20 protein-coding genes are annotated in these 24,131 nt (G+C 73.7%); 7 read left to right on the forward strand and 13 right to left on the reverse strand.

Annotated features, from left to right (window positions below):
* Positions 1-2 precede the first annotated feature (2 nt).
* Both HHX40_RS19890 and HHX40_RS19895 read left to right on the forward strand, forming a co-directional pair.
* Positions 3-1,199: an FAD-dependent monooxygenase gene (locus HHX40_RS19890; RefSeq protein WP_182881808.1), complete on the forward strand. Its 1,197-nt coding sequence runs from the start codon at positions 3-5 to the stop codon at positions 1,197-1,199.
* A 20-nt stretch (positions 1,200-1,219) separates the two neighbouring features.
* Positions 1,220-1,936, forward strand: coding sequence for a 4'-phosphopantetheinyl transferase family protein (locus HHX40_RS19895; RefSeq protein WP_182881809.1), 717 nt, complete (start codon positions 1,220-1,222; stop codon positions 1,934-1,936).
* Between the two features lie 23 nt (positions 1,937-1,959).
* Here the strand turns inward: HHX40_RS19895 and HHX40_RS19900 are convergent, their stop codons facing one another.
* The 7 genes from HHX40_RS19900 to HHX40_RS19930 all read right to left on the reverse strand — a co-directional run bounded on the left by HHX40_RS19900 (position 1,960) and on the right by HHX40_RS19930 (position 13,433).
* Positions 1,960-2,628 carry a response regulator gene (locus HHX40_RS19900; protein WP_111697433.1) on the reverse strand — a complete coding sequence of 223 codons (669 nt, stop codon included), beginning with the start codon at positions 2,626-2,628 and terminating at the stop codon, positions 1,960-1,962.
* Complete coding sequence (locus HHX40_RS19905) at positions 2,625-5,183, reverse strand: sensor histidine kinase (protein WP_182881810.1); 2,559 nt, start codon at positions 5,181-5,183, stop codon at positions 2,625-2,627. The genes HHX40_RS19900 and HHX40_RS19905 overlap by 4 nt, the downstream gene beginning before the upstream one ends.
* Before the next feature lie 9 nt (positions 5,184-5,192).
* Entirely contained in the window at positions 5,193-6,044 is an 852-nt protein-coding gene (locus HHX40_RS19910; RefSeq protein WP_182881811.1) for a potassium-transporting ATPase subunit C, read from the reverse strand.
* Positions 6,045-8,111, reverse strand: coding sequence for a potassium-transporting ATPase subunit KdpB (gene kdpB / locus HHX40_RS19915; protein WP_259403754.1), 2,067 nt, complete (start codon positions 8,109-8,111; stop codon positions 6,045-6,047).
* Positions 8,112-8,170: 59 nt separating this feature from the next.
* Positions 8,171-9,871, reverse strand: a complete 1,701-nt coding sequence (gene kdpA, locus HHX40_RS19920; RefSeq protein ID WP_182881813.1) for a potassium-transporting ATPase subunit KdpA — start codon at positions 9,869-9,871, stop codon at positions 8,171-8,173.
* Positions 9,871-9,960, reverse strand: coding sequence for a potassium-transporting ATPase subunit F (locus HHX40_RS19925; protein WP_111697438.1), 90 nt, complete (start codon positions 9,958-9,960; stop codon positions 9,871-9,873). The genes kdpA and HHX40_RS19925 overlap by 1 nt, the downstream gene beginning before the upstream one ends.
* Positions 9,961-10,169: 209 nt before the next feature.
* Positions 10,170-13,433 (reverse strand): BTAD domain-containing putative transcriptional regulator, encoded by a 3,264-nt coding sequence (locus tag HHX40_RS19930; RefSeq protein ID WP_182881814.1) that lies wholly within the window; start codon positions 13,431-13,433, stop codon positions 10,170-10,172.
* Between the two features lie 112 nt (positions 13,434-13,545).
* Between HHX40_RS19930 and HHX40_RS19935 the strand changes: the two genes are divergently transcribed.
* The 4 genes from HHX40_RS19935 (at position 13,546) to HHX40_RS19950 (ending at position 17,774) form a co-directional block, all read left to right on the forward strand.
* Complete coding sequence (locus HHX40_RS19935) at positions 13,546-14,133, forward strand: NADPH-dependent FMN reductase (RefSeq protein ID WP_182881815.1); 588 nt, start codon at positions 13,546-13,548, stop codon at positions 14,131-14,133.
* A gap of 32 nt (positions 14,134-14,165) precedes the next feature.
* Positions 14,166-14,729: a dihydrofolate reductase family protein gene (locus HHX40_RS19940; RefSeq protein WP_182881816.1), complete on the forward strand. Its 564-nt coding sequence runs from the start codon at positions 14,166-14,168 to the stop codon at positions 14,727-14,729.
* Positions 14,730-14,913: 184 nt separating this feature from the next.
* Complete coding sequence (locus tag HHX40_RS19945) at positions 14,914-16,710, forward strand: glycoside hydrolase family 15 protein (RefSeq protein ID WP_182881817.1); 1,797 nt, start codon at positions 14,914-14,916, stop codon at positions 16,708-16,710.
* The gene (locus HHX40_RS19950; protein ID WP_182881818.1) at positions 16,710-17,774 is read left to right on the forward strand and encodes a glucose 1-dehydrogenase; all 1,065 of its coding nucleotides are present in this window, start codon (positions 16,710-16,712) and stop codon (positions 17,772-17,774) included. Before HHX40_RS19945 ends, HHX40_RS19950 begins: the two co-directional genes overlap by 1 nt.
* A gap of 345 nt (positions 17,775-18,119) precedes the next feature.
* On the opposite strand, the gene HHX40_RS19955 is transcribed toward HHX40_RS19950, so the two are convergent.
* Both HHX40_RS19955 and HHX40_RS36860 read right to left on the reverse strand, forming a co-directional pair.
* A complete protein-coding gene (locus HHX40_RS19955) occupies positions 18,120-18,377 on the reverse strand; it encodes a hypothetical protein (protein WP_182881819.1) in 258 nt (85 codons plus the stop codon).
* Between the two features lie 112 nt (positions 18,378-18,489).
* Positions 18,490-18,747 carry a hypothetical protein gene (locus HHX40_RS36860; protein WP_259403755.1) on the reverse strand — a complete coding sequence of 86 codons (258 nt, stop codon included), beginning with the start codon at positions 18,745-18,747 and terminating at the stop codon, positions 18,490-18,492.
* 350 nt (positions 18,748-19,097) lie between these two features.
* On the opposite strand from HHX40_RS36860, the gene HHX40_RS19965 reads away from it, so the two are divergent.
* A complete protein-coding gene (locus tag HHX40_RS19965; RefSeq protein WP_182881820.1) occupies positions 19,098-19,298 on the forward strand; it encodes a hypothetical protein in 201 nt (66 codons plus the stop codon).
* Between the two features lie 69 nt (positions 19,299-19,367).
* Here the strand turns inward: HHX40_RS19965 and HHX40_RS19970 are convergent, their stop codons facing one another.
* Genes HHX40_RS19970 through HHX40_RS19985 form a run of 4 tightly spaced genes read right to left on the reverse strand, consistent with a single transcriptional unit; the run spans position 19,368 to position 24,121 of the window.
* A complete protein-coding gene (locus tag HHX40_RS19970) occupies positions 19,368-20,177 on the reverse strand; it encodes a (2Fe-2S)-binding protein (RefSeq protein ID WP_182881821.1) in 810 nt (269 codons plus the stop codon).
* Between the two features lie 17 nt (positions 20,178-20,194).
* A complete protein-coding gene (locus tag HHX40_RS19975) occupies positions 20,195-20,764 on the reverse strand; it encodes a GNAT family N-acetyltransferase (protein WP_182881822.1) in 570 nt (189 codons plus the stop codon).
* Complete coding sequence (locus HHX40_RS19980; RefSeq protein WP_220499349.1) at positions 20,754-23,285, reverse strand: penicillin acylase family protein; 2,532 nt, start codon at positions 23,283-23,285, stop codon at positions 20,754-20,756. The genes HHX40_RS19975 and HHX40_RS19980 overlap by 11 nt, the downstream gene beginning before the upstream one ends.
* Positions 23,282-24,121 carry an ABC transporter ATP-binding protein gene (locus HHX40_RS19985; RefSeq protein WP_310738195.1) on the reverse strand — a complete coding sequence of 280 codons (840 nt, stop codon included), beginning with the start codon at positions 24,119-24,121 and terminating at the stop codon, positions 23,282-23,284. The genes HHX40_RS19980 and HHX40_RS19985 overlap by 4 nt, the downstream gene beginning before the upstream one ends.
* Positions 24,122-24,131 lie beyond the last annotated feature (10 nt).

Below are 24,131 nucleotides of genomic sequence, written 5' to 3' on the forward strand. Positions count from 1 at the left end.
TCATGGGTGGTTCTCCGCGGCCGAAGGCCGTCGTCGTCGGGGCGGGAATCGGTGGTCTGGCCGCCGCCGTCACGTTGCGCAGGATCGGGATGGAGGTCGAGGTCTACGAACGCGCGGGCGAACTGCGCGCCGCCGGGTCCGCGCTCTCCATCATGTCCAACGCGATCAGGGCCCTGGGCTCGCTCGGCATCGACCTCGGCCTGGAGGAACGCGGCCAGGTGATCGAGCACGTCGAGATGATGACCACGGCCGGGCGCACCCTCCGGGTCCTGCCGTACAAGGAGAACTGCGCGAAGCTGGGAGCGCCCAGTGTCTGCATCTCCCGGAGCGAGTTGCAGGCGGCGCTGCTCGAAGCGGCCGGGGACTGTCCCATCAGCCTCGGCGCCGTCGCGACCGGCTTCAGCGCGGGCCCGGACGGCGTACGCGTCCGCTTCGCGGACGGCCGTGAGGCGCACGGAGACCTGCTGATCGGGGCCGACGGGATCCACTCGGCGATCAGGCGGCAGCTGACGGGCCCCGAACCGGTCCGGGAGGCCGGTTACGTCTGCTGGCTGGCCGTCACCCGGTTCGCCCATCCACGGCTGACCAGGGGATTCAACGGGCACTACTGGGGTAAAGGCCAGCGCTTCGGCCTCCACGACATCGGCCACGGCAACGCCTACTGGTGGGGCACCAGGAACATGACGCCCGAGGCGGCCCGGGAGTGGAACGGCACCAAGGCCGACATCCTGCGGGCCTACCAGGGGTGGGCGGAGGAGGTCACGGCGGCCATCGAGGCCACCGAGCCCGAGGCCGTCATCCCCGTCCCCGCCCAGGACCGCCCGTTCCTGGAGCGCTGGGGCGAGGGCCCGGTCACCCTGCTCGGCGACGCGGCGCACCCGATGATGACCAGCCTGGTGCAGGGCGGGAGCTCCGCCGTGGAGGACGCGGTGGTCCTCGCCCAGGCGTGTGCCGGCTCCGGCGACCCGGTCCGGGCCCTGCGCGCCTACGAGGACCGGCGCCGCGCCCACATCAGGTGGCTGGTCGAGAGGTCGTACGCGATGAGCGCGATCGAGCAGGAGGAGCGGCCCGTGCCGCGCCTGATCCGTGATGCCTTCATGCGGTTCGCCCCGAAGTCCGTGCTCTTCAAGCCCTTCGAGACGTCGATGTCCGCCGATCTCCCGACGCGGGCGTCCGTGCCCGCCGGGGCCGGCCGATGACCCAGGTGTCCCACAGCACGATGTCATACAGCACGGTGTCCCACAGCCTGGTGCCGCGTGAGCTCGCTCCCGAGGGGCCCGGGCCGCTTCCCGCGCCGGACGACGAGCCCCGTCTCTGGCTCGTGCGCGCCGCCGCGCATCGTCGCGCGGCCCTGGACGCGGCTCCCCTCGTGCTGGACGCGGAGGAGCGGAGGCGGACGGCCGAGTTCCGCCACGAAGGGAACCGCGAGTGCTACGTCGTCGCGCACGTGGCCCTGCGCCGCCTCCTCGGCGCCTGTCTCGGCAGGCCCCCGGGGGAGATCGAGCTGACGCGGGCGCCCTGCCCGTTGTGCGGCGGCCCGCACGGCCGGCCCGTCGTGGCGGACGCGGCGCTCCACTTCTCCCTCTCCCACAGCGACGGGCTGGTGCTGCTCGCCGTCGCCGGGGTGCCGGTCGGCGTGGACGTCGAGCGGCTCCCCGAGCTCCGCGTGGCCGACGGGATCGTGCCCAGGCTGCACCCCGCCGAGGCCGCCGAGCTCTCGGTCCTTCCGCCCGGTGAGCGGCGCGCCGCGTTCGGCCGTCTCTGGACCCGCAAGGAGGCCTACCTCAAAGGACTCGGCACGGGCCTCGCCAGGGACCTGTCCGCCGACTACGTCGGGGCCGGAGTGCATCCCCGGCGAGAGCCGCCCGGGTGGCGCATCGACGACGTGGAGGTCCCCGACGGCTACACGGCGGCGGTCGCTCTCGCCCAGCGCTGATCGCCGCCGGGTCGCTCGGCGGTTCAGGGGGTGAAGCGGTAGCCCATGCCGGGCTCGGTGATGAGGTGGACCGGGCGGGCGGGGTCGCGTTCGAGCTTCTTGCGCAACTGCGCCAGGTACTGCCGCAGATAGTGGGTCTCCCTGACGTGGGTGCTCCCCCACACCTCGGTCAGCAGCTGGCGCTGGCTGATCAGCTTTCCGGGGTTGCGCAGCATGATCTGCAGGATGCGCCACTCCGTCGGGGTCAGGCGCACGTCTCCCGAGACCGTCTTGGCCGCCAGGTCGACGACGTGGTCGCCGACGCTGACCCGCGCCGTCTCGGCCTCGGGTACGGAGGTCCGGCGGGTGACGGCGCGGATGCGGGCCAGCAGTTCCTCGATGTGGAAGGGCTTGGTGACGTAGTCATCGGCGCCGGCGTCCAGCGCGTCGACCTTGTCCTGGTTTCCGGCCCGGCCGGACAGCACCACGATCGGCACGGCACTCCAGCCGCGCAGGCCGTGGATGACCTCCACGCCGTCGAGGTCGGGCAGGCCGAGATCGAGCAGCACCAGATCGGGATTGAACTCGGCGGCCTGGCGCAGGGCGGTGCCGCCGTCGGCGGCCGTCGCCACCTCGTAGTGGCGGGCGACCAGGTTGATCCGCAGCGCCCGGAGGATCTGCGGCTCGTCGTCGACGACCAGGACGCGGGTCAAGCGAGCTCCTCGGGACGTGCGGCCGGCGTCGGCGCGGAGACGGGCAGGGTGAGGATCATGGTGAGACCTCCCCCGGGTGTCTCCTCCGGGACCAGCGTGCCACCCATGGCCTCGGCGAGCCCGCGCGACAGGGCCAGGCCCAGCCCGACGCCGGTGTGGCTGTCCCGGTCGCCGAGCCGCTGGAACGGCAGGAAGACCCGGTCGTGGGCCTCACGGGGGATGCCGGGACCGCGGTCGACGACCCGGACCTCCACGTGGTCGCCGTACGCGCTGGCGGTGACGAGGATGCGCTCATCGGGCGGGCTGTGCCGGACCGCGTTGGACAGCAGGTTGACCAGGACCCGTTCGAGCAGGGCGGCGTCGGCGACGACCTCGGGGAGCTCGACGGAGACGTCCGCGTCGACGCGGACGCCGGGCGGCCCGAGGTCGTCGATCGCCCGGGGCACCACCTCCTCCAGGGCGACCGGCTGACGCGCCAGCCCCAGCACGCCGGCCTGCAGGCGGCTCATGTCGAGCAGGTTGTCCACCAGCCGGTTCAGCTTGATCAGCGATTCGTCGGCGGTGGCGAGAAGCTCCTCCCGGTCCTGCGGTGACCAGTCGACGCCGGTGGTGCGCAGGCTCTCGACCGCGGCCCTGGCCGACGCCAGCGGCGTGCGCAGGTCATGGCCGACGGCGGCGAGCAGCGCCGTCCGCATCCGGTCGGCCTCGGCCAGCGGCCTGGCCTGGTCGGCCTCCTCCCGCAGCCGCCGCTGGCGCAGCGCGACGGCGGCCTCCGCGGCGAACGCCTCCAGCACCCGGCGGTCGGCGGCGTCCAGCAGGCGTCCGCGCACCGCGAGCGTCAGTTCCTCGTCCACGACGACGTCGGTGTCGGCCGCGGCCGGGCTGGTGCAGGGCGTGCCGCCCGCGGTGGCCGCGATCCGCCACGCCCGCGGGTCGCCGCGGTCGTCCGGGACCGGTGTGCCGACGCGTTCGAGCAACGTGACCGAGGTGAGGCCGAAGGTCTCCCGCAGCCGGGCGAGCAGGGACGGCAGCGCGGCGTCGCCCCGGAGCACGTGCCCGGCCAGGGTGGACAGCAGCGCGGCGTCCGCGCCGGCCCGCGCGGCCTCACGGGTGCGGCGGGCCGCCAGATCCACCACGGCGCTGACCGTGGCGGCGACGAGCACGAAGACGACCAGCGAGAAGACGTTCTCCGGGTCGGAGATCGTCCAGGTGTGCACGGGCGCGGTGAAGAACCAGTTGAGCAGCAGGAACCCGCCGACGGCGGCGGTGAGCGCCGGCCGCAGGCCCCCGGCCAGGGCGACCGCGATGATCATGAGTAGGTACAGCAGCATCTCGCTGGGCAGCCGCAGTCCGTCGCGGAACGGGAGCAGCACGGCGGTCAGCGCGCCCATCCCCAGGACGGCGAGCGCCCAGCCGGCCAGCCGCCGGATGGGCGTGAGGGCGGCCTCCCGGCGCGGCGCCCGGCGCCGTCCCCTGCTCATCTCCTCGTGCGTGACCATGTGCACGTCGATCGAGCCGGAGTCGGCGGTGGCGATCACCGAGACACCGGGGGAGAACAGCCGGGCCGTCCGGCCCCGCCGGGACGCGCCGAGCACCAGCTGGGTGGCGTTGACCCCGCGGGCGAAGTCGAGCAGCGCCTGCGCGATGTCGGCGCCGGCGACCTGGTGGTAGGTGCCGCCCATGCTCTCCACCAGCGCCCGCTGACGTGCCAGGTGCGCCGGGTGCGCGCCGGTGAGCCCCTCGCCGGTGGTCACGTGTACGGCCAGCAGGTCGGCGCCCTTGGTCCGGTCGGCGATGCGGGCCGCCCGCCTGAGCAGGGTGTCTCCCTCCGGTCCGCCGCTGAGGGCCACCACCACCCGCTCGCGCGCCTCCCAGGTGCCCGCGATGCCGTGCTCGGCGCGGTAACGGTCGAGCTGCTCGTCGACCTTGTCGGCGACCCACAGCAGCGCCAGCTCCCGCAGAGCGGTGAGGTTGCCCACCCGGAAGTAGTTGGAGAGGGCGGCGTCGATCTTCTCCGGCCGGTAGACGTTCCCGTGCGCCATGCGGCGGCGCAGCGCCTCGGGCGACATGTCGACCAGCTCGACCTGGTCGGCCCGCCGCACCACCTCGTCCGGCACGGTCTCGCGCTGCGGGATGCCGGTGATCTGGAAGACGACGTCGTTGACCGACTCCAGATGCTGGATGTTCACCGTGGAGATCACGTCGATGCCGGCGTCGAGGATCTCCTCGATGTCCTGCCACCGCTTGGCGTGCCCGGAGCCGGGGGTGTTGGTGTGCGCCAGCTCGTCGATCAGCGCGATCTTCGGATGGCGGGCGACGACGGCCTTGACGTCCAGCTCGCCGAAGACGGCCCCCCGGTAGACCACCTGCCGGCGGGGGATCACCTCCATGCCGGCGAGCAGCGCGGCGGTCCGGGGGCGGTCGTGCGTCTCGACGAGCCCGACGACGACGTCCCGGCCGCGTTCCAGGCCCCGGCGGCCCTCGTCGAGCATGGCGTACGTCTTGCCGACGCCCGGCGCCGCGCCCAGGTAGATCCGCAGCCGTCCGCGTGCCACCGCGGCCTCCTACTCCTCGTCCAGGGCGAGGTTGAGTTCGAGCACGTTCACGACCGGGCGGCCGACGTAGCCGAGCCACGGGCCCACGGTGTGCCGCCGGACGAGATCCATCACCCTCTCCACTGTGCGGCCCCGGGCCCTCGCCACGCGCGGCGCCTGCAGCACGGCGTACGCCACGGAGATGTGCGGGTCGAGGCCCGACGCCCCGGCGGTGACCGCGTCGGGGGGAACGGCGACCCGGGCGACGGCGCCCCGGACGGGCACGGTGCGGCCCGCGGAGTAGTCCTCGCCCGGCCGGGCGCACTCGACCCGTACGCCCTGGTAGCGGGGGACGAACGGGGTGGCCGGGCAGGCCTGGTTGACCGAGACGACCCTGGTCGCGGCGCCGGTCGCGGGGAAGACCTTGAGCACGGCGCCGACCCCGCCGGGGGTGCAGAACGGGCGGGCGCCGCTGACGCCCTCCAGCCGGCCCACCGCCAGGGAGCGCGCGCAGACCTGGGTGAGCAGGGATGTCCGGCCGTTCCGGCCCGGAGCGGGGAGGGTGTCGACGACGTCCTCCGGCCCGAGGTTTCCCGCGCCGCTGGAGGTGGTGTCGTACACGTGACCCGGCGCGGCCGGCCGGCTCTGGAAGTAGCGGGGGATCGGGGCGCCGGCGGCGTCGGTGAACGACTGGCCGATGAGCGAGCTGCCGACGATCCGGCCGTTCCGCTCGATCAGGCTGCCGTTCGCCTGGTGCCGGAACAGGACCTGGGCCACCCCGGTGACGGCCAGTGGATAGACGATCCCCGTCACCACGGTGAGCACCAGCACCGCGCGGACGGCGGCCAGGTGCCGGCGGATCGGACTGGGCAGGTGTTTCATTCAGGACATCCCCGGAAGGAGGCGGACGACGAGGTCGATCAGCTTGATGCCGGCGAAGGGGACCACGATCCCGCCCAGGCCGTACACGCACAGGTTGCGCCGCAGCAGGGTGGAGGCGCTGCTCGGCCGGTAGCGGACGCCTTTGAGGGCCAGCGGGATCAGCGCGACGATCACCAGCGCGTTGAAGACGACGGCCGACAGGATCGCCGACTGCGGGCTGGCCAGGCGCATGACGTTGAGCGCGCCCAGGCCCGGGTAGACGGCCGCGAACATGGCCGGGATGATCGCGAAGTACTTCGCGACGTCGTTGGCGATCGAGAACGTGGTCAGCGCGCCGCGGGTGATGAGTAGCTGCTTGCCGATCTCGACGATCTCGATGAGCTTGGTCGGGTTGGAGTCGAGGTCGACCATGTTGCCGGCCTCCTTGGCGGCGCTGGTGCCGGTGTTCATGGCGACGCCGACGTCCGACTGGGCCAGCGCGGGCGCGTCGTTGGTGCCGTCCCCGGTCATCGCGACCAGCCGGCCGCCCTCCTGCTCCCGCCTGATCAGGGCGAGCTTGTCCTCGGGGGTGGCCTCGGCGAGGAAGTCGTCGACCCCGGCCTCCTCCGCGATGGCCCTGGCGGTCAGCGCGTTGTCCCCGGTGATCATCACGGTCCTGATGCCCATCCGGCGCATCGCGTCGAACCGCTCGCGCATCCCCTCCTTGACCACGTCCTTGAGGTGGATGACCCCGAGCACCCGGGCCGCGCCGCCGCTCACCTCGCCCACCACCAGCGGGGTGCCGCCGGAGGCGGAGATGCCGTCGACCAGGTGACCCGCGTCGGCGGTCGGATGGCCGCCGTTGTCGCGCACCCACTTCATGACCGCGGTGGCGGCACCCTTGCGGATCCGCCGGCCGTCCATGTCCACGCCGGACATGCGGGTCTGGGCCGTGAAGGGGACCCACCCGGCGTGGGCGAGCTCGCCCGGCTCCCGTTCGCGCAGCCCGTACGCGTTCTTCGCGTAGACCACGATGGAACGGCCCTCGGGGGTGGCGTCGGTGAGACTCGACAGCTGCGCCGCCCTGGCCAGTTCGAGCGCGGGCACACCCGGCACGGGCAGGAACGCCGCCGCCTGCCGGTTGCCCAGGGTGATCGTGCCGGTCTTGTCGAGCAGGAGCGTGGACACGTCGCCCGCGGCCTCGACCGCCCGGCCCGACATGGCGAGCACGTTGCGCTGGACCAGGCGGTCCATCCCGGCGATGCCGATGGCCGACAGCAGCGCGCCGATCGTGGTGGGGATGAGGCAGACGACCAGCGCCGCCAGCACGACGCCGGTGACCCCGTCGGAGGTGAGGGCGATCGAGTCGGCCACGCCGGGGTTGACCGATCGGGAGAAGACGGCCAGCGGCTGCATGGTCGCGGTGGCGACCAGGAAGATGATCGTCAGAGCGGCCAGCAGGATGTTGAGGGCGATCTCGTTGGGTGTCTTCCTGCGGTCGGCCCCCTCGACCAGGGAGATCATCCGGTCGAGAAAGCTCTCGCCCGGCCGCTGGGTGACCCGTACGACGATCCGGTCCGACAGGACCCGCGTGCCGCCGGTGACGGCGGAGCGGTCGCCGCCGGACTCGCGGATGACCGGCGCCGACTCCCCCGTGATGGCCGACTCGTCCACCGAGGCGATGCCGTCGACCACGTCGCCGTCGCCGGGGATGGTCTCGCCCGCCTCCACGATCACGTGGTCGCCCTGGCGCAGGTCCGGGGCGCCGACCTCCTCCCACTTGGCGAGGTCGGCCGGGTCGACGAGGCGGCGGGCGACCGTGTCGCGTCTCGCGGCGCGCAGCGCCGCCGCCTGCGCCCTGCCGCGGCCCTCCGCCACCGCCTCGGCCAGGTTGGCGAACAGCACGGTGAGCCACAACCATCCGGTGATCGCCCAGGCGAAGAAGGACGGGGTCGCGGCCGCGAGGACGGTCGTGAAGAGCGCGCCGATCTCGACGATGAACATGACCGGGTTGCGCCACATGGTGGCGGGGTTCAGCTTCCGCACCGCCCCGGGCAGCGCGCGGGCCGCCTGCCGGAGGCCGGTCATGCCCCCGCCGGCGCGCCCCGGGGAGCCGCCGCGTGTCGTCCGGAGGCTCGTCCGGGGGCTCATCGGGACAGGCCTTCCGCGAGCGGCCCGAGCGCGAGCGCGGGGAGGAAGGTGAGGGCGACGAGGACGACCGTCACCCCGGCGAGCAGGCCGGCGAACTGCGGGCGGTGGGTCGGCAGCGTGCCCGCCGAGACGGGGACCGGCGCCTGCCGGGCCAGGGACCCCGCCAGCGCCAGGACCAGCACCATCGGCAGGAACCGGCCGAGCAGCATGCACAGACCGAGCGCCGTGTTGTAGAAGGGCGTGTTCGCCGACAGCCCGGCGAAGGCCGAGCCGTTGTTGTTGCCCGTGGAGGCGAAGGAGTAGAGGACCTCCGACAGGCCGTGGGCACCCCCGTTCCCGATGCCCGCGCGGCCCGCTCCCGTGCCCATCGCGACCGCCGTGCCCAGCAGCACCACGATCGGGGTCGCCAGGAAGTACAGCGAGGCCAGTTTGATCTCCCGGGAGCCGATCTTCTTGCCGAGGTACTCGGGGGTGCGGCCCACCATCAGACCCGCGACGAAGACGGTGATCACCGCGAGGACGAGGATGCCGTACAGCCCGGAGCCGGCGCCGCCGGGCGCGACCTCTCCGAGCAGCATGTTGACGATCAGCATGCCGCCGCCGAACGCGGTGTAGGAGTCGTGGGCGGAGTCGACCGAGCCGGTGGAGGTCAGGGTCGCCGCACTGGCGAACAGCGCGGAGTCCGGCACGCCGAAGCGGGCCTCGCGGCCCTCCGCCGCCTGACCGGCCCACTGCGGCGCCGTACCCGCCGTCGCCTGCGGCACGGTCCCTGCCGCCTGTAGTTCGGCCGTCTGGGTCACGCCGATACTGACCAGCGCGAGCACGGCCATCACCGAGACGATGACGTAGCCCTGCCGGTTGTCGCCGACCATCCGCCCGAAGGTCCGGGGCAGTGACGTCGCGATCACCAGGAGCAGGAAGATCTCCAGCAGGTTCGTCCAGGCGGTGGGGTTCTCCCAGGGATGGGCGGAGTTGGCGTTGAAGACGCCGCCGCCGTTGGTGCCCAGGTCCTTGATCGCCTCCTGGCCGGCCGCGCCGGCCGGGGTGAGGGTCTGCCCGCCGCCCGCGAGGGTGGTCCAGCCGTGGTGGCCGCCGAAGCTCTGCAGCGCTCCCCCGGCCACCAGCAGGATCGCGGCGGCGAACGCGATCGGCAGCAGGATCCGAATCGTGCCGCGCACCAGGTCGACCCAGAAGTTGCCCAGGGTGTCGCTCCTCGCGCGGGCGAACCCGCGCAGCAGCGCGACCGCCACGGCGAGGCCGGCCGCCGCGGACACGAAGTTCTGCACGGCCAGGCCCGCGGTCTGCACGACGTGGCCCATGGCCGACTCGCCCGAGTACGCCTGCCAGTCCGTGTTGGTGACGAACGCGACCGCGGTGTTCCACGCCAGGTCCGGCGGTACGGCGGGCATCCCGAGGCTGAGGAACAGGTGGTCCTGCAGCCGTTGCAGGGAGTAGAGGACGAACACGGAGACGACCGAGAACGCGAGCAGGGCGCGGGCGTACGCCGGCCATCCCTGCTCGGCGTCGGCGTCCACGCCGATCAGGCGGTAGACCATCCGCTCGACCCGCCAGTGCCGGCTGCCGGTGTAGACCCGGAACATGTGGTCGCCGAGTGGCCGGTAGCAGAGCGCCAGGGCGACGAGGACGGTCCCGGTGACCAGGACGGCGCTGACGGCGGGGTTCGTCGGAAAGGTCATCAGAACCGTTCCGGGAACAGCAGGGCCACGACCATGAAGACCAGCAGAATGGCGACCACGGCCAGACCGGCGGCGTTGACGGCGCTCACAACCGCTCCACCGCGCTCACGACCAGGCCCAGGATCACGAAACTCGCGATCGTCAGGGCGGCGAAGACGACGTCGGTCATCCTCACTCCTCGATTCGCATCATGCCGCCCTCGGACGGGCGATTCCCAGTCAGCGAATCACGAAAAATGCGGGGTTCTGCGCCCGTTGACGCTTTATATACGCCTATGGCGGGATTATTGACGTCGCCACTACGAAGATCGCTGTATCGCGCGATCCGGGTGCTCCCGGCCGTGCCGGGCGCGCGCCGCCTCGGGGCCGAGGAGGGAGCCGCGGGCGCGGGCGGCGGTGAACGACTCCTCGCCGAGGGCGTCGCGGCAGGCGGCGGTGACGCGGTCGAGGTCGGCCCGTTCGGCCGGAGCGGGGGGCAGCCGGTTCGCGTCGCGGGCCGCTTCGGCGGCGCCGAGCACCTCGGCGGCCCCGGCGTGGTCGCCTGTCAGGGCGAGCGCCCCGGCCAGTCCCTCCAGCGCGCCCACCTGGTCGCGCGGCGCGTCCAGCCGCGCCGCGAGGTCGAACGCCTCCAGGTGCAGGCGCAGCGCGGTACCGGCGTCGCCGCGCAGTTCCGCGGCGAAACCCAGCTCCACCAGGAGCATCGGGACGTGTACGGACGGCGGGTCGTCCTCGTGCGCCGGGGGATACGGCGCGGCCTCCAGCAGCAGCCGCAGGTGTGTCTCGGCCGTGTCGAGGTCGCCGCCGCGCCGGGAGGCGTAGGCGAGCACGGTCCCGGCGAAGATCTCACCGGGCCGGTATCCCTGCTCACCGGCCAGGCGCAGCGCCCTCGCGCCGTCGTCGAGGGCCGCCGCGTGGTCGCCCTGCTGGGTGTGGATCCAGCCGAGCCAGCACAGTCTGGTCGCGACCTCCGGCCACAGCCCGAGCTCCTCGGCCATGCCGAGGGCCTCCCGATGCAGGCGGGTGGCGCGCGCGTGGTCGCCGGTGGCCTCGGCCAGGGCGGCCAGCCAGCCCGTGGCGCCCATCCGGCCGAAGCGGTCGCCGATCTCGGCGAACATCCGGGCGCTCCGCGCCGCGTCGCGTTCCAGTGCCGCCAGGTCGCCGCGTACGTGGGCGAGCTGGGCACGGGTCATGAGGGCGGCGGCCTCCGCCCACCGGTCGCCCTCGGCTGCGGCCGCGTCGAGGGCGCGGGCCAGCAGCTTCTCGCTGTCGGCGAGGTCCAGGTAGCCGAGCGAGGCGTGGGCGAGGAACCACACGGCCCTGCTCCGGCCGGCGTCCAGCCGGTCCGCGACCGCCGCGCCGCCGGCGGCGTCGCCCTGCAGGGCCGCGAAACCGGCCAGCCATATCCGGACCTCGTCGGCGAGACGCGCGAGGTCCTCCCCGCCGTCCTCCCCGACGTGCCCCGTGCTGGCCGCCGTGCCGTCTTCGGCGAGGGAGAGGGCGGCCTGGAGGGAGCGCCGGGCCTCGGTCAGCCGCCCGCGCAGGAACCAGTGCCAGGCGAGGGCGCCGGTCAGCCGCAGCGCGGCGGCGGCGTCCCGGTCCGCCAGGCAGTGGTCCAGCGCGGCGCGCAGGTTGGCGGCTTCGGCGTCGAGGAGCCGCAGCGTCTGGCGCTGCTCGGGGCCGCGGAGCAGGGGCGCCGCCCGCTCCGCGAGGGCGAGGTAGTGGTCCCGGTGCCGCCGCCGGATCCGCTCCCGTTCCCCGGCCTCCGCCAGGCGGTCCGCGCAGTAGGCGGCCACCGACTCCAGCAACCGGTAACGCGGTCCCTCCGGGGTCGGCAGCATCACGACCAGCGAGCGGTCGACCAGCCGTACGAGCAGGGTGAGCACGTCGAGGTCGTCACCGCCGCACACGGACTCGGCGGCCTCCACCGTGCATCCGTCGGCGTGTACGGCCAGCCTGCGCAGCACCGTCCGCTCGGGGACGGTCAGCAGCTCCCAGCTCCAGTCGATCATCGCCATGAGCGTCCGCTGCCGGGGCGGGGCGCCGCGGTGGCCGGTGGCCAGCAGGCGGAACCGGTCGTCCAGCCGGTCCACCACCCCCTGCACGCCCAGCGCGCGGACCCGTGTCGCGGCCAGTTCCAGGGCGAGCGGGATGCCGTCCAGGCGGCGGCACAGCAGCGCGACAGCCGCGGCGTTGCCGTCGTCGAGTGTGAAGCCCCGCACGGCGGCGGCCGTACGCGCGACGAACAGCCGCACGGCGCTGGACTCCGCCAGCGCGCCCGGTCCGGCGTCGCGGCCCGGGACGTCGAGCGGCGGCACGTCCCACACGACCTCCCCCGCCAGGGCGAGCGGTTCCCGGCTGGTGGCGAGGATACGCAGGCCGGGGGAGGTCCGCAGCAGGCGCTCCGCCAAAGCCGCCACCTCGTCGATCACGTGTTCGCAGTTGTCCAGGACGAGCAGGAGGTCTCTGGACCGCAGCGCCGCGGACAGGTCGGCGTGGTCGCCCTCCCTGATGTCGAGAGCCGCGGTCACCGCGTCGGCCACCGCACCGGCCCGCAGGCCGTTCCGCACCCCGTTCCTCGCTCCGTTTCTCACCCCGGCCAGCTCGACGAGCCACACCCCGTCGGGCAGGTCCCGCCGGCCGTCGGCGACCTCGGTCGCGAGCCGGGTCTTCCCCACGCCGCCCGGGCCGGTCAGCGTCACCAGCCGCTCGTCCCGCAGCAGCGCGCCGATCTCGGCGACCGCGCTCTCCCGCCCGACCAGCTCGGTGTGCGGGGCGGGCAGGTTCGAGCGGGGCCGCCGGTCCGGTGCGGGCGGCGCCTGCAGGTCCTGGGTGAGGATCGCCCGCTGCAGCGCGGCGAGCTCGGGGCCGGGGTCCAGCCCCAGCTCGTCGCCGAGCAGGCGGCGCAGTTCCTCGTAGCTCTCCAGCGCCTCGCTCTGGCGTCCGGCGCCGTACAGGGCCCGCATGTACGCGGCCCGCAGCCGTTCGCGCAGGGGATGGGCGGCGACCAGGTCGCCGAGCTCGGCGGCGAGCACCGCGTGCTCGCCGAGCGCCAGCCGGGCCTCGGCCGCGTCCTCCAGCGTGGTCAGCCGCTGCTCGGCCAGTCTCGCGATCACGGCCTGGGCGAACGGCTCGTCGGCGAAGTCGGCGAACGCCGGGCCGCGCCACAGGGCCAGCGCCTCGGCGAACAGGGCCGCCCCGGCCCTCGGGTCGCCGGCCTGCCGGGCCCGCGTGGTGAGCGCGTGGAAGCGCCGGACGTCCACCGCCTCGTCGTCCAGGAGCAGCCGGTAGGCCGGCGGGCGGGAGACGACGAGCTCACGCGCCCCGGGTTGCGCGTCCTCCAGCGCCCTGCGGAGCTGGGAGACCTTGGCCGACAGCGCGCCGAGGGGATTGCGCCGCGGCGGGTCGTCCCCCCACAGGTCGTCGATCAGCCGGTCGGCGGAGACCGGCCGCCCGTCGTTGAGCAGCAGCACGGCGAGCAGGGCGCGCACCTTCGCGCCGGGCACCGCCACCGGCTCGCCCCCCGCCGTCCACACCGCGAGCGGACCCAGGACTCCGAAACGCATGCTGCGCACCCTAACGCCGGGGGCGAGAGGACACCGTAAACGAACCGTAAACGCCCCCTGCGAGAGTCGGGGACATCAGCCGGACGGCGAAACGGAAAAAGGGAGGCCGAGGATGCCGGACACCACGAGACCAGTGCTGGCGGTCATCATCGGCAGCACCCGCAGCGGCAGGTTCGGCCCGACGGTGGCGCAGTGGTTCACCACCAGGGCGCGCCGGCGCGGCGACTTCGAGATCGACCTGATCGACCTCGCGGAGACCCGCGTCCCGGCGACCCTCGGCGACCACGACGACGTCGTCCCGCCGCAGGTGGCGGAGCTGGGCGCACGCCTGGCCGCCGCCGACGCCTTCGCCGTCGTCACCCCGGAGTACAACCAGAGCTTCCCCGCGTCGCTCAAGACCGCGATCGACTGGTACTACGAGGAGTGGCACGCCAAGCCGGTCGCCTTCATCTCCTACGGCCGGGAGTCCGGCGGCCTGCACGCCGTCGCGCAGTTGCGGCAGATCTTCGCCGAACTGCACGCGGTGACGCTCCAGGGCACCATCAGCCTTCCGTGCTACTGGGACCTGTTCGCCGCGGACGGAAGCTGGCCCAAGGACGGCGCCGCCTGCAACACCAGCGTCACGACGATGCTCGACCAGCTCGCCTGGTGGGCCGCCGCGCTCAGCGAGGCCCGCGCCAGGACTCCGTACGTCGCCTGACCTCTCACTCAGCGAAGAAGAAGGAACGAATCATGCGCAAGCTCAAGCTTCAGGTCCAGACCACCATCGACGGCTACATGGGCGGTCCGCACGGCGAGATGGACTGGATGACCTTCCCGTGGACCGACGACCTCGGCGCCTACATCACCGGGCTCATGGAGAACGTCGACCACATCGTCCTCGGCCGCCGGCTCGCCGAGGGGTTCATCCCGGCCTGGGCGTCCGGTCCCGAGGGGGAGACCCAGGAGGCCATCGACTTCATGAACAACACGCCCAAGACCGTCATCTCCAACGACCTCGCGGAGTCGCCCTGGGACAACGCCGTCGTGGCCGGCGGCGACCTCGCGGAGACCATCGGCAAGCTCAAGGCCCAGCCGGGCGGCGACCTGATCACGTACGGCGGCAGCACGCTGGTGACGAGCCTGATCGCCGCCGACCTGATCGACGAGCTCAACCTGTTCGTCAACCCGACCGCGATCGGGGCGGGCCTGCCGGTGTTCCCCGGCGGCGGCGACAAGAAGCGCTTCCACGTGGTCTCCGTGACGCCGTTCGACTGCGGAGTCACCGCCGTGCGCCTGGAGCCCAGGCGCGGCTGACGGCTCGGCGGGCCATCGGGCAGGACAGGCAGGACGGGCAGGAGCGCGTTCCGGGAGCTCCTGCCCGTCCGGCACCGCCTCCGCCCCGCCCTTCCTCAGCACAGTTTCGTTGCACAGTACATACGTTCCCTTTGCCGGGGTAGCGCGCCGGTTCAGGAGTGGCGGACGGCTGTGGGGGCGCGCGGTGGCGTTGCGGATCGAGGACTACGGACTGCTCGGTGATCTGCAGACGGCGGCGCTGGTCGGCCGGGACGGGTCGGTCGACTGGCTGTGCCTGCCCCGGTTCGACGCCCCGGCGTGCTTCGCCGCCCTGCTCGGCGACGAACGGGCCGGCTTCTGGCGGGTGGCCCCCGCCGCGGGCGGGCTGTGCACGCGCCGCCGCTACCGGGGCGGCTCCCTCGTGCTCGAAACGGAGTGGGACACCCCCGAGGGCTCCGTACGGGTGATCGACGCGATGCCGCCGCGCGGCGAGGCGGCCGACGTCGTACGCGTGGTCGAGGGCCTGAGCGGACGGGTGCCGATGCGGATGACGCTCCGGCTGCGGTTCGACTACGGCCACATCGTGCCCTGGGTGCGGAGCCGGGACGGCGAACTGGTCGCGGTCGCCGGGCCGGACGCCGCCTGGCTGAGCACCCCGGTGCCGCTGCGCGGCGAGGACATGACCACCTACGCCGACTTCACCGTCGCCGCCGGGCAGCGGGTGCCGTTCGTGCTGACCTACCGGCGCTCGCACGAACGCACGCCGAAGCCGGTGGACGCCGAGCGGGCCATCGCCGACACCGAGGCGTTCTGGACGTCGTGGCTGCGCGGCTTCCGCTACAAGGGCCGGTGGGAGGACGCGGTGCGCCGCTCGCTGGTCGTCCTCAAGGCGCTGACCTACAAGCCGACCGGCGGCATCGTCGCCGCGGTCACCACCTCGCTGCCGGAACAGCTCGGCGGCCCGCGCAACTGGGACTACCGGTTCTGCTGGCTGCGCGACGCGACGTTCACGCTGCAGGCGCTGCTCGGCACCGGTTTCGTCGCGGAGGCCAAGGCGTGGCGGGAGTGGCTGCTGCGGGCCGCGGCCGGCGATCCGGCCGACCTGCAGATCATGTACGGCATCGACGGCACCCGCCGGCTGCCCGAATACACGATCGACTGGCTACCCGGCTATGAGGGGTCGGCTCCGGTGCGGGTGGGCAACGCGGCGTCGGGCCAGTTCCAGCTCGACGTGTGGGGCGAGGTCCTCGACGGGCTGCACCTGACCCGCATGGCGGGCATCGAGTCCGAGGAACAGGCCTGGGACCTGCAACGCGCGCTGCTGGACTTCCTGGAGGGCCACTGGGACGACCCGGACAACGGGCTGTGGGAGGTGCGCGGCGACCGCCGCCACTTCGTGCACTCCAAGGTCATGGCCTGGGCGGGCATGGACCGGGCCGTGCGGGCCGTCGAACGCTTCGGCCTGGAGGGGCCGGTGGACCGGTGGCGGGCCACCCGGGACAAGATCCACGCCGAGGTGTGCGACCGCGGCTACGACCCGGGGCGGAACACGTTCACCCAGTTCTACGGGTCGCAGGGCCTCGACGCCGCCCTGCTGCTGATCCCCCGGGCGGGGTTCCTGCCCTGGGACGACCCGCGCGTGCGGGGTACCGTGGAGGCGGTTCAGCGTGAGCTGTGCTCCGACGGCTTCCTGCTGCGTTACCGGCCCGGCGCCGACGGCGACGTCGACGGCCTGCCCGGCGCGGAGGGCGCGTTCGTCACCTGCACGTTCTGGCTCGCCGACGCCCTGTACGGCATCGGGCGGCACCGCGAGGCGTACGAGCTCTTCGAACGGCTGCTGGATCTGCGCAACGACCTCGGGCTGCTCAGCGAGGAGTACGACCCCGTCGCCCGGCGGCAGCTCGGCAACACGCCGCAGGCGTTCAGCCACGTCGGGCTGGTCAACGCGGCCCGTCACCTGTCCGGAGCGGACCCGGCCGAGCACCTTGGAGGTGGGCGTTGATGCGCGCTCTCACCGTCGTCCCGCTGAGAAAGGACTCCCTCGCGGTCGTCGACGTCCCCGACCCGGAGCCGGGAGACGGCGACCTGCTCGTCGACGGCCTCGCCGTCGGAGTGTGCGGCACGGACAAGGAGATCGCCGCGGGCGACTACGGCTCGGCCCCGCCCGGCCGCGAGCGGCTGGTCATCGGCCACGAGTCGCTGGGCAGGGTGCGACGGGCGCCCGAGGGCAGCGGCTTCGCCCCGGGCGACCTGGTGGTCGGAGTGGTCCGGCGGCCCGACCCGGTGCCGTGCGGCGCGTGCGCGCACGGGCAGTTCGACATGTGCGGCAACGGCCGATACACCGAGCGCGGCATCAAGGACCTCGACGGGTACGCGAGCCGGGCCTGGGTGGTCGAGCCCGGCTACGCGGTGAAGCTGGATCCCGCGCTGGCGGACGTCGGGGTGCTGCTCGAACCCACCAGCGTCGTCGCCAAGGCCTGGGACGAGGTCGAGAAGGTCGGCGCCCGGGCCTGGTTCCACCCGAAGACGGCGCTGGTCACCGGCGCCGGGCCGATCGGCCTGCTGGCCGCGCTGCTCGGCGTGCGGCGCGGCCTGGAGGTGCACGTCCTCGACCGGGTCACCGACGGCCCCAAACCGGAACTCGTGCGCGACCTCGGCGCCGACTACCACACGGGCGACGCGGGCGAGGTCTCCGCGAAGATCCGGCCCGACGTCGTCATCGAGGCCACCGGCGCCGGACCGGTGATCTTCGGGGTGGCCTTCAACACCGCGCCGTACGGCATCGTCTGCCTCACTGGGGTCTCCTCCGCCGGGCGCCGGCTAACGATCGACGCCGGGAGCCTCAACCGCGACATCGTGCTGGAGAACGACGTCCTCATCGGGTCGGTGAACGCCAATCTCCGGCACTACGCCGCCGCGGCCGACGCCCTCGCGCAGGCCGACCACGCCTGGCTGAACCGGCTGATCACCCGCCGGGTGCCGCTGGAGTCGTTCGCCGACGCGTTCACCGCGGAACCCGAGGACGTCAAGGTCGTCATCACCCTGGACGACGGCACGCGGTCCTAACCCGCCCGCCCCGGGGAACAGCGGATGGAACGTGCGTGTGGCGCCGCGCGAACGCGCGCGCCCACGGCTGCGACCAGCGCATGCGGCTGCTCACAAGTGACTTCCAAGTGCGGGGAGCCAGCCTGCGCCCATGCACTACACAACGATCACACGGTCCGGGCTTCTGCTCTCCCTGACCGCGCTTCTCGCCGTCTTCGCCGGCGACCTGGTGAATGCGGACGCCGCCCACGCCATACCGGCAAGTCCCAGCCCAAGCCCCGTCCTCACCATCAATCCCCGGCCGGAGCCGCTCCCCACCTTGAGCCCCATCGACGACCCGACCCCTACAGCCAGCAGTACCCCGACCTACAACCCGACCCCCACACCTTCCAGCACCCCGACGTACAACCCGAGCCCCACGCCCAGCGGCAATCCGACCCCCACTCCCAGCAGCACCCCGACGTACAACCCGAGCCCCACGCCCAGCAGGAACCCGACCCCCACTCCCAGCAGCACCCCGACGTACAACCCGAGCCCCACGCCCAGCAGGAACCCGACCCCCACACCTTCCAGCACCCCGACGTACAACCCGAGCCCCACGCCCAGCAGAAACCCGACCCCCACACCTTCCAGCACCCCGACCTACAACCCCAGCCCCACGCCCAGCAGAAACCCGACCCCCACACCCACCAGCACCCCGACCTACAACCCCACCCCCACACCCAGCCGCGGCTGATCAGGGCTCGGGCTCATTCCGGGACAGTTTCCGGCGCAGGTGAGCGCGTTCGGGTTCGGTGCCGGCGAGGTCGAGGGCCCGCCGGTACGCTACGGCGGCCTCACCCTTCCGGCCCAGCCGGGACAGCAGGTCGGCGCATGCCACGTGATAGGGGTGATGATCCCGCAGCAGGGGCTCTTCCGCGAGCTGCTCCAGGAGCGCCAGCCCGGCCTGCGGCCCGTCGCGCATGGCGACCGCGACCGCGCGGTTCAGCGCCACGATCGGCGACGGAGTAAGCGCGAACAGGACGTCGTACAGAGCTACGATCCGGCCAGTCGGTCGTGGTGACGTCGGCCGCCTCGTCGTGCAGGGCGGCGATCGCGGCCTGCACGCCGTACGGCCCCAGCGGGCCGCCGGTCAGCGCCACGGGCACCAGGGCCAGCTCTTCTTCGATCATCTTACGGTCCCAGCGGCCGCGGTCCTAGTCGGCGAGGAGCACCAGCCCGTCGCCGGCAGAGGTGAGAAAGGCCCGCGGCGGGCGTGAGACCGGTCGAGGCCCCCGGCGCAGCGGTCGGCCGAGCCTGTGGCACGCGGGAAATGTCGGTGGCGTGCGGAAGAATCGCTTCATCATGACCGCCATCACCGCACCGGCCGAGGTGCTCACCCGTCCCCTGCCGGTCGAGCTCGTCGACGGGCCCGGGGGCAGGCTCTACCTGCTCCCCTACGCGCCGCTCACCCCGGACGACTGCGAGGCCCTGTCCGTGCTCCTCGCCGCCCGGGCCGCCGCCGGACGCCGCCGGGACGCGGCCGCCGCGTCCCTGTCGCAGTAGCTCCCGGTCCGGCTCGCGGTTCGAGCACGCGCCGGACGGCCACGGCCGGGGCGCGGGCCCGGCGCCGGGTCAGCGCACGCAGCAGGTGGAGCAGGGGTCGGCGTCCGGCAGCGTGATCCACAGGCAGCAGGTGCGGCGGCGGTACCCGTCGCCGTCGGGCGCGAGCAGCCCGGCGACCGGCGGTCCGATCTCCTCCAGCAGCCGGGCCGCCTCGGCGTACGGTCCGAGCGCGAGCAGCGGGTGGGCGACCGCCTCCGCGGTCGATCCCCACAGGGTGCGCTCACCCACCCGCGCCACCGCGCTCAGCGCCTGCACGAACGGACGCTGGCCGTCGAGGATCGCCGCCCTGATGACCGCTGCCAGGTCCTCGACGACGACCGTGCCGGACGGCCCCGAGACCGGTGCCGCCAGGGTCGCGGCCATGGTTCCGACGGTGGCTGCGCCGACGGCCGTGGCGGTGGCCGTGGTTCCGGTGGGGATTCCGGTGACGGTTCCGGCCGCGGGGTCGTCGGGGAGCACGGCCACGGTCAGCCGGGACGCCGCCACCGTGATCCCCGCCGCCGACGGCCTGACCAGCGTGTCCTCCAGCCGCATCACGGGCACCCGCCGGTGGAGGGCCCAGCCGAGGACCATCGGCATCGTGTGCCAGTAGCCGTAGGTCTTCCACAGCAGCGCCGCCGCCACGTGACGCGGCGCGTTCCAGCGTGCCGCGGTCTCGTCCACGAACGCGAGCAGGATCTCGTACGGCTCCCGCACGAGGTCGGCCGCGGGGATCCAGCCGGGGGAGTCGTCGGCGACCAGCCCGGGCAGCACCCCCAGCACGCCGCCGCGCTCGGCCGCGAGGCCTTCCAGGTGCCGGGAAAGGGCGTCGAGCAGCACTGCGTACTCCTTGGTTCTCAGCGGTCGTCTCGGGTCAGGAAGAGCAGCCGGGCGCGCTTGTCCGGCAGGTCGATCTCGGGCCCGAGCGTGAAACCGGTCCGCAGCATGCGGCCGATCACCTTCTCGTTGCGGGCGTCCGGCTCGGCGACGATCCGGGTGTGGGCGGGATCGGAGAACGCGTACGCCAGGAGGGCGGACAGCAGCGCGCCGGTGAAGCCGCGCTCACCCTCCCCGGCGGCCGGGCCGACCAGCAGGTGGACACCGAAGTCGCCCGGCCGGACGTCGTAGCACTCGCCGACGGGGTCCGCCTCCGGCTCGTAGGTCTGGAGGAGCGCCACCGGCCGGTCGTCCCGGTGGACGAGGTAGGCGTGGTGGGTGGTCAGCCCGTCCAGGTAGTCGTAGATCTCTAGGACCCGCTCGGGGCTCGCGTCGAGCATGCCCCAGAACCTCGCCCGCTCCTGGGTGACCCACGAGTGGATCAGAGCGGCGTCGGCCGCCGGGTCCACCGGGACGATGCGGACGGTGCCAAACCCGGTCACCACCTGCTCGTACACGGCGGCCCGCAGGGCGGAAGCCTCAGAGATCATGTCGTTCCTCCGTCAGCAGGGTCCAGTCGGTGACCAGGGGCACGAGTTCGCCGCGCACCCACAGCGGCTGCTGGTCACGGTGGTGGGGGTCGCCCGGCACGCCGCTCGCGCCGAACGGGACGACCCAGAGACTCGCGTCGCGCCGCGCGAGGTCCCAGACGTAGCGGGCGGCCGGGCCGCGGGCGCAGTGATGGGTGACACCCGGCACGCTGGACGTGCACAGCACACAACCGTGGTCACCCGAGACCCCCGGCTCCGCCTGCGCGGCGCCGGAGGGGTCCGACGGAGTGGCCGCCGGGGCGGGCAGCGCCCGCCAGGGGACGAGCCGGTGCAGGTCACCCCACCGGACGCCGGTCTCGCCGCGAGCCGCCACGTCCTCCAGCGCGGCCCGCGCGATCTCGGCCAGATCGTCAGTGCCGAGCCCGGGGAGCCGGTCGGTAGTCAGCAGGGTCTCCAGGGCGTGCGCGATCCGGGGAGCCGCCACCAGCCACGGCCGGAACACCTCCGGACAGGCGACACCTTCACCCGGCGCCTCCCGATCACCGTCAACGGGCGGCCCGCCGCCGGCCTGCGTGGGACGAGCGGTGGGCATGGGACGGGCCTTCGCGGCGCCGGCCTGTGCGGGACGAGCCTCCACGGGAGTGCTCGTATCCGGGCTGTGCGCCTGTTCGGGCTGGAGCGGGTGCGACAGGTCGGCCAGCGGCGCGAGCGCGGGATGGGCCGCCAGGCGCCGCACCACCTCGGCACGCACATCCGCGTACGCAGCGGCGGCGACGCTGTCCGCGTCCATCCGCCGGTCCCAGCCGGTGAGCCGGTCCCGGAGGCGTACGGCGCCGGGACCGAGCCCGGTCAGCCCGGCCAGCAGCCCCAGCAGCGGCCGCGCGCCTGGCAGGAGCGTGTCGGTGTGGATCGCCGCCATGTCCCCGGCGGACCAGACGGGGGCGGCCTCCAGGAGGGCCCTGATCCGGTCGGCCCGGTACGGCGGGGCGAACTCGACGCCGAAGGGAGCCGAGATTCCTCGTTCGTTGGCCATCACCGTGATCCCGGTGACCTCCCGGCGGGGCATCGGCGCGTGCCTGCCGCGCCACTCGTGGCCGGGCTCCCAGGCGGGCACGACCCGCTGCGAGTTGCCGGGGTGGCGGACGGGCACCAGACCGGCGACGCGGTGCAGCAGGCCGCCGCCGGTGTCCGCGGCGAGCACGACGTTGACGGGCTCCACCCACCGGTCGAACGCCCGGTCGACGTCGGCCACGGTCCTGGCCCGCAGCAGGGCGGGAAGCGTCGCGAATCCCAGGTCGTGGAACACCCGCGGCGGGTACCGCAGGCTCACCCCCTCCCACTCGCCCGCGCGCTCGTCCTCGCGCCCGGCATCCGGCTCACCCTCACGCCCGGGATCCTGCGCGGCGTCCTGTCCGCTGTCCGGGCCGTCCTCCCACTCGCCCGCGTGGCCGGTAGGCGACCCGCCTTCCCGCCCGGTGTCCCGGTCGCGAGGAGCGCGTCCCTTCGTCTCCTGCCGCGCGGGCCCGTACGGCCGGGGTGGCTCGCCCATGACGACCGGGCCGCGTTCGGTCTCGATCACCTCCACCTCGACGGGCTCGCCTCCGGCGACCTCGACGACCTCGGTGTGGGCGGTGGCGGGCCGCCAGCCGGCCGGGCCGAGCGCCTCGACGCGGCCGTCCCGGCGCCGGAGGCGTTCGCGGAAGAGGTCCTGGTAGTCGGCCATGGCGTTGGTGATCGCCCAGGCGACCGTCCCCGCGTGCCCGAAATGGGCGATGCCCGGAACTCCCGGCACGGCCAGCCCGGCCACGTCGAACTCCGGGCAGGCCAGGCGAATCTGCTGATAGAAGCCGGGGTCCTCGATGATCCGGTGCGGGTCTCCGGCGATGATCGGCGCCCCCGTGCGGGTGCGGTCGCCGGGGACCAGCCAGCCGTTGCTTCCGGAGGTGCCCGGCCCGTCGGTGGCGAACAGCGCCACGGTCTCCGCGCCGAGCCGGGCGGTGACGGCCTCACGCCACAGTTTCGCCGGGACGTGCGCGAACAGGACGTGGTGCGACAGCCAGACCGCCAGCGGCGTCCACGGCTCCCACCGGCCCGGCACGAGCGCGGCCGCGCCGTCTCCTGCAGCGCCGTCGTCCCCGGCGGGCTCTGTCTCGTCGTGACCGGCCGCGTTCCCCGCCTGCCCTGCCGCCCGGAACTCCGGGGCGCGGCGGGCTCCCTCGGGCAGGCCCGCGTTGACGCCGTCCACGTACGCGCCCACCCATGCCGCGGTGTCCGCGTCGAGCGCCCGGAGGCAGCGCCGGGCGGTGTCGTCCAGCCGGACCTGCCGTACGAACCGGTCCCACGGGACGGCGTCCGCGCCGAGGACGGCCGCCGAGGTGCCGGCCCCGCGGAGCCGCTCGACCTCGAGCTGCCAGGCCCGGTCCACCGCGGTGACGAACCCCTGGGCGTAGGCCAGTTCGCGGGCGTCGCCCGCGCGCAGGTGGGGGATGCCCCACCGATCGCGGTAGATCCGCACGCTCACGACTCCTTCTCCCCCGTACGGCGGCGGGCGGCTGGGACGACCAGCGGAGTGCCGGTCTCCGGATCGTCGATCACCCGGCAGGGGAGGCCGAAGACCTCCTCCACCAGGCCGGCGGTCATCACCTCGGCGGGAGCGCCGGAGGCCACGACGCGCCCGCCGCGCATCGCGATCAGATGGGTGGCGTAGCGCGCGGCGTGGTTGAGGTCGTGGAGCACGGCCACGAGCGTGCGCCCCCGCTCCTCGTGCAGCCGGGCGCACAGGTCGAGGATCTCGATCTGGTGGGCGATGTCGAGGTAGGTCGTCGGCTCGTCCAGCAGCAGCAGCGGCGTCTCCTGCGCCAGCGCCATCGCGATCCACACCCGTTGCCGCTGGCCGCCGGACAACTCGTCGACCAGGCGTCCGGCGAGGTCGGCGACCCCGGTGGCGGCCATCGACTCCCCCACGACCCGTTCGTCGTCCGCCGACCACTGGCGCAGCAGCCGTTGGTGGGGATACCGGCCGCGGCCGACCAGCTCGGCGACCGTGATCCCGTCAGGCGCGACCGACGTCTGCGGCAGCAGGCCGAGGGTGCGCGCGACCTTCCTCGCGGGCAGCGAGGTGACGTCCCGTCCGTCGAGCAGCACCGCCCCGGCGGACGGCCTGAGCGTGCGTGCCAGCGCCCGCAGCAGGGTGGACTTGCCGCAGGCGTTGGGCCCCACGACGACCGTGAAGGACCGGTCCGGGATGGCGACGTCCAGCCCTTCCACCACGACCCGCCCGTCGTACGCGAGGGTCAGCGCGTCGCCGCGCAACCGGGGCCCGTCGCCCCGCACGGCCTCCACCGCGCCGCTCACCACGTCATCACTC

It is taken from the genome of Microbispora sp. H10949, from assembly GCF_014161435.1.
Classification (GTDB): domain Bacteria; phylum Actinomycetota; class Actinomycetes; order Streptosporangiales; family Streptosporangiaceae; genus Microbispora; species Microbispora triticiradicis.

Bases quoted from the DNA above. Each gene is read 5' to 3' on its own strand.
- HHX40_RS19890 (WP_182881808.1), top strand. From the start codon at position 3: ATGGGTGGTTCTCCGCGGCCGAAGGCCGTCGTCGTCGGGGCGGGAATC.
- HHX40_RS19895 (WP_182881809.1), top strand. From the start codon at position 1,220: ATGTCATACAGCACGGTGTCCCACAGCCTGGTGCCGCGTGAGCTCGCT.
- HHX40_RS19910 (WP_182881811.1), bottom strand. From the start codon at position 6,044: ATGAAACACCTGCCCAGTCCGATCCGCCGGCACCTGGCCGCCGTCCGC.
- kdpB (WP_259403754.1), bottom strand. From the start codon at position 8,111: ATGACCGGCCTCCGGCAGGCGGCCCGCGCGCTGCCCGGGGCGGTGCGG.
- kdpA (WP_182881813.1), bottom strand. From the start codon at position 9,871: ATGACCTTTCCGACGAACCCCGCCGTCAGCGCCGTCCTGGTCACCGGG.
- HHX40_RS19930 (WP_182881814.1), bottom strand. From the start codon at position 13,433: ATGCGTTTCGGAGTCCTGGGTCCGCTCGCGGTGTGGACGGCGGGGGGC.
- HHX40_RS19935 (WP_182881815.1), top strand. From the start codon at position 13,546: ATGCCGGACACCACGAGACCAGTGCTGGCGGTCATCATCGGCAGCACC.
- HHX40_RS19940 (WP_182881816.1), top strand. From the start codon at position 14,166: ATGCGCAAGCTCAAGCTTCAGGTCCAGACCACCATCGACGGCTACATG.
- HHX40_RS19950 (WP_182881818.1), top strand. From the start codon at position 16,710: ATGCGCGCTCTCACCGTCGTCCCGCTGAGAAAGGACTCCCTCGCGGTC.
- HHX40_RS19965 (WP_182881820.1), top strand. From the start codon at position 19,098: ATGACCGCCATCACCGCACCGGCCGAGGTGCTCACCCGTCCCCTGCCG.
- HHX40_RS19975 (WP_182881822.1), bottom strand. From the start codon at position 20,764: ATGATCTCTGAGGCTTCCGCCCTGCGGGCCGCCGTGTACGAGCAGGTG.